Raw genomic sequence first — 4950 nt, forward strand, 5'->3', positions numbered from 1 at the left:
ACAGTATCCCGAATAATAACATGGCAATACAGGCCGCTGCAAAAACTTTGGTGCGTTGATACATTTTTTAATTATAAATATTTAATCTTTCAAGGCAAGCTACCCGGCACCGTAAAGCCCCGCCTGGCTCCGAAGTGCGGAGCCTTCTAATGTTACCTGTAACATGCTTATGGGCTGTGCCAATTTTCTGGCCTCTTCATAAATGGAATCCAAAAACCGCAACGCCGGTCCAAACACCCCTCCGCCGAAAATTATTTTTTCAGGATTAAATATACTTACCAGGTTAGCCGTTGCCATACCCCAATACTCTATTGCATTATTAATGACTTTCACGGCCAACTCATCCTCCGTTTCATAAGCATCAAAAACATCAACGGCAGTGAGCACATCCATATTCCTTTCAGCCAATACACTTTTATTGAAGCCATTTTTCAGCCATTCTTTTGTAACTCTTACAATACCTTCTCCTGAAGCGCCATATTCAAAACATCCGCAGCGAATAAATTTTGTATCGAAAGGCTTTTCCAAAGCCATCCAGCCTACAGCGCCTGCAATATCATCGGCGCCACGTAACACCTCGTTATTCACAAGAATGCCTGCGCCTATTCCTGTTCCCACAGAAAGAAAAATTGCATCACTGCATCCGCGGGCGCTCCCCTTCCACACTTCGCCAAGAATAGAACATGCACGATCACTATCAACTTTTATTTTCAGATTCTTATCGTCCAAACCGTTTTGCAATTCATCAAACAAGGGATAATCATCCCATGCCGGAATATTTGGCGCCCATACCCGTTTGGTTTTTGAATAGCTGATTCCGGGAACGCATATACCCAAAGAAGAAACAGTCAAATTCTTCTCCTTTGCTTTTGTCAATAACTGGTTCGCTTGTTGTAAAACCAGGTCACCCACTTCGTGCCCTTCCCTTTTTTGCAACCGCTGTGTTTCAGTAAATATAATATCACCGTTATCACTCAATAGAGCGGCGGCTAGCTTCGTTCCGCCAAGGTCCAGTGCAATTACAGGCATACATATATAATTGAATGATCAAGGTAAGCAGAAAAGGAGTAAAGTGTTGGGCGCGGATGAAATAATTTTTTGTATGACTAATCAATTGATATCAAGTATCACTTGAATTTGTCGCCAACGCCGCTTCGTGTAGTGGTCATCGTTAGCAAGAAGGCTCTTCCTGAAATCAACTTTTTATGCAGCGCTCAAATTCATTTTGAAAGATTGGCAAACCCGGTTTAGGCGTCGCAGTGCGCTTTGTCAATATGAAACCTTTGCAAAGCAAGCATAATTTCGATACCTGCAAGGGAAAACCATTTCGTGGGCGCTTACTTGCTTACCATACAAAGAAATCAACTGGTAATTAAAATCAAGATTTCTTAGCGGAATCTTGCTTGATAGTTCTCCATTACCCGTAAGCGTTTGTTCATTCATGATCTCAGTTTGCCTTTCATATTCGTTATACAGAAAATGAATTTTGCTGCCGGTATTTATTACGGCAAATGACTGAAAGGTAACACCGGCATATTGGGATTTAACTATCTCGTTGGTCCAGCGAAGATGTGCCATATTATCAAAATAAAATATGATCACATTCTTACAATAGGCACTTCCAGGAATTTTAAAACTTGAAAATATATACGAAGAAGAAAACAAAATAGGGTCATCATGCAGGTACCATGGAAGGATATATGCAGCCGGCGTCGCCAGGTCTTCTGCTGCCACAATAAATCCCCCATCTTTCGTTAAAACAACATCTCTCAAATAAAAACCATCCAGGCTATTTGCCGCCGTGCTTTGAGATTCAGTTTTATCTGCTGCGGCATCGGCAAATGAAAAAAAGGTGTTTACAAGCAATGAATTCGTTTTCTTGTTCCAGATAGCTGTATACGGCCCTTCTTTATGCCCATTCCTTTTTTTAAAATACAAAGCATTTACGAGGTATCGCTGGTTTACATTATCTATCCGCAGGTCTACCCTGTCCAATAAGTTACCAGAGAGATTTAACACATGCATCTTGAAATTGTCCTCCATGGGTTCCTTCGTCACCAGTATTAATCCGTTGTAAATATCAATAGGATCTAACTTGCTTCCTTTCGTAAAAACAAAGTTTCCATCGTTATCAACCAGGAAATCGCTGAAGAGATCATTTTCATTTTCGAATACGCTTGGTATTTGTGATTTGTGAATTAATTGAAGGCTGTCATTAAAAAGCAACGTCGTAAAATCATATAAACCATTCCCGGTAAAGACATCTCCTTTATAAAGTTTGTAAATCATTATTTTTGATTTGTCTTCGCTGCTGGTTATATGATAAAGTTCAATATCGGCACTAAACTTAATATGGGTTGTATCAAGTTGAAAAGGTCCTTGTATGGTTTTCCCATTTTCGTTTATGGCAGCCGCCATGCAATAAAAAACATTTCTTTTTTGAAATTGGTAGATTACATAAACACGATCAGCACAAGCAACAAAATCAACAGAACGAATATTTGAAGGCAAAAAATCAAGACTTGCATTGCCTTTTAATTTCATCTGGTTATCATAAACAGTTATCAAATGTTTATAGCGGATATTTTTATAAACTAAAAGATTATCGTTTAATTTTCCAATTATAGTTAAACCTTTCATTATCCCAAACGGAACGCTGGTTGCAGCGGCAAAAAGAAGATCGTCACGCTCAGGTTTGCTGTAGGTTATTTCCTGCGCTATTGATGATAAACAGGATAAACAGGCAATGATAAAAATGAAGATATTTCTCATAGTGTTTCGGTACAAGATTAAAACATTTAATGCTCTATTTTAGATTAACAATACTCACGCATTTATAAGACCAGTTGGTATTTGAAAAAGCTGCCAGCGCAGAAAATGAGGTTCTTCCGTCTCCTTTATGTAAAAGCAATCTTCCAAAATATGAAGCTTAAATACGTCCACAAAAAGATGAATAAAATATGAACTGCCGTTTCGAAATTCTTGCTTTTCCGTAGTTCCGGGGAATAATCAAAAAACTGGATGGCCATCCTTAAAGTCCAAAAGATACCCAACCCCATTTGCAAGCCAGGTTATAGCAATACAATAAGTCAGCAATTTATGAATGAATTTATCTGTCATAGTTTGGAAGAGGCAGGCAACAATACGGCCCGGCGAAGAACAGGCATTAGAATTACCGAAGCTGTACCGTTAGTTCATCTAAAATTTAAAAATACTATAGAAATTTTGTTGTTGCAAGATATTCAAAGTAATGAAAGTCCGGCTTTCTTTAATCCGATGGCCATCGGATCATAACTCTCTAAAAGTTGTTGGTGATCGCTTTGCGGCAAAACCGTCCGCACGAACACTAACGGCCACTATGTTCTGCGAAAACACCAATAAGGGCCAGGTTATTCTTTCTTTTTGTTTAGATACTCATCTGTAAAATGTCCCTTTTGTTTAGGTTTTGAAAATTTTTCTGCGTTGAAAGAGTTTGATTGGCCCTTTGGAATTGACAATGATTTCCAATTGTTATCTGTTGCCATTTTCCCAATAAATACAATTTGTCCAACGTGATAAGGGTAATGCGCTAGTTGCCTGTTAATGGCTTCTGTAACGGTGTGTCCCTGGTTACGAATGTAGATTTCTTTTTGCAGGTCATCTGTTGTCAACCTATTCAATGCGTTAAATAAACATTTCCAGCCTTCTTCCCATTTGTCTTCAAGTTCTTGCCGGGTGGAAATATCGTTTTCAAATTCTGCATCCCGGTTTCTCCATTCTTTCTCTCCATCTGTTGTCAAAAAATCAGTCCATCTTGACAGCATATTTCCCCAAAGGTGTTTTACGATTATCGCAATACTATTGCTGTTGTCGTTAAATTGCCAGAATAGTTTTTCGTCTTGAATTTGTGAAAATGTTTTTTCGCCAAGCATTTTGTAATACTCGAATTGCTTTTTCACACTGTCTAGATAGTCGTTTAACATAATTGTGTTCATTTGTTATAATAACTTAATGGCAGCGCTTGCCGCTGAGGTGGAATTTTATATCGTATATCCAATACCGTTAGTTATCCCAATATCCATTGGGATGAAAAATTATTAATGAAGTTATATACAAAAGATGAATATTGAAAGTCTGCGTCGACTGCCGCTAAAAGCATTACAAAAGATGATAATTTGTCGTATTCAGGCACATGATTGCTTGCCTCCAACACCTTGTCAACACTGCGCCGGGCTTCTTTTCTATATGTTTAGACTAAATGGTAACTACACTCTGTTTACCGTCAATGGTTTTGGTTCATGTTCTCTTAAATATTTTATTCTTTTTCAATTAGTGTTAAATAAATCCAGAGCACCCATAAAGCAACATTAATAATGAGTGCCGTGTAAGGGAACCAAATCGCCAGCACGGTTGTAGACGCGTAGATAATAAATGCAAAGCGGTTACTTGTTTTTAATTTATTATACTCTTCGGCGGAAAATGCATCATTTAGTAACCGCTTAGGTTTACTAACGGAGCGAATAAATAAAAACCACGCCAGCGCATTAACAACGCATGACAAGCCATAAAATACAATAGCCGGCATAGCATACGCTGTGTTTATATATTCTGCGAGGAGGGCCGTGGGAAATGGAAAAAACACAATGGTGAGCAGTAGAAACCCATTTGTATATAAAAAGGGACGTGATGTTTTATTCATGTGGAGAAACGTGTTGTGATGTAGAATCCACTGAATGAGTATACCGCCAAAAGAATATAAGAAAGCAAAATAGGATGGCCACAAATGAACAAGGCCATTTACCAGGTCTTTTACCGAATGAACGGAATCACCAGGTGGCACCTTTATTTCCAGGATTAAAAGGGTGATGGCGATAGCGAATACTCCGTCACTAAATGTCTCAAGCCTGGCAAGTGATTTGTTTTCTGTCATTATGTTATTATAACAAAGACGTATAAATTTTAAAATACCAC

At 38.4% G+C, this 4950-nt stretch carries 5 protein-coding genes; 1 reads left to right on the forward strand and 4 read right to left on the reverse strand.

What is annotated here, in order from left to right:
- Positions 1-99: 99 nt before the first annotated feature.
- Both ACO1O5_RS22275 and ACO1O5_RS22280 read right to left on the reverse strand, forming a co-directional pair.
- Positions 100-1029 carry an ROK family protein gene (locus ACO1O5_RS22275; RefSeq protein ID WP_486274231.1) on the reverse strand — a complete coding sequence of 310 codons (930 nt, stop codon included), beginning with the start codon at positions 1027-1029 and terminating at the stop codon, positions 100-102.
- 240 nt (positions 1030-1269) lie between these two features.
- The gene (locus ACO1O5_RS22280) at positions 1270-2772 is read right to left on the reverse strand and encodes a hypothetical protein (RefSeq protein WP_486274232.1); all 1503 of its coding nucleotides are present in this window, start codon (positions 2770-2772) and stop codon (positions 1270-1272) included.
- Positions 2773-3021: 249 nt separating this feature from the next.
- On the opposite strand from ACO1O5_RS22280, the gene ACO1O5_RS22285 reads away from it, so the two are divergent.
- Positions 3022-3294, forward strand: a complete 273-nt coding sequence (locus ACO1O5_RS22285; protein WP_486274234.1) for a hypothetical protein — start codon at positions 3022-3024, stop codon at positions 3292-3294.
- Positions 3295-3389: 95 nt separating this feature from the next.
- Here the strand turns inward: ACO1O5_RS22285 and ACO1O5_RS22290 are convergent, their stop codons facing one another.
- Positions 3390-3974, reverse strand: a complete 585-nt coding sequence (locus tag ACO1O5_RS22290) for a DUF1572 domain-containing protein (protein ID WP_486274236.1) — start codon at positions 3972-3974, stop codon at positions 3390-3392.
- A gap of 320 nt (positions 3975-4294) precedes the next feature.
- A partial coding sequence (locus ACO1O5_RS22295; protein WP_486274238.1) for a TMEM175 family protein occupies positions 4295-4950 on the reverse strand: 656 nt, incomplete at its 5' end.

This window comes from Ginsengibacter sp. (assembly GCF_057362405.1).

Bases quoted from the DNA above. Each gene is read 5' to 3' on its own strand.
- ACO1O5_RS22285 (WP_486274234.1), top strand. From the start codon at position 3,022: ATGGCCATCCTTAAAGTCCAAAAGATACCCAACCCCATTTGCAAGCCA.
- ACO1O5_RS22280 (WP_486274232.1), bottom strand. From the start codon at position 2,772: ATGAGAAATATCTTCATTTTTATCATTGCCTGTTTATCCTGTTTATCA.
- ACO1O5_RS22275 (WP_486274231.1), bottom strand. From the start codon at position 1,029: ATGCCTGTAATTGCACTGGACCTTGGCGGAACGAAGCTAGCCGCCGCT.
- ACO1O5_RS22290 (WP_486274236.1), bottom strand. From the start codon at position 3,974: ATGAACACAATTATGTTAAACGACTATCTAGACAGTGTGAAAAAGCAA.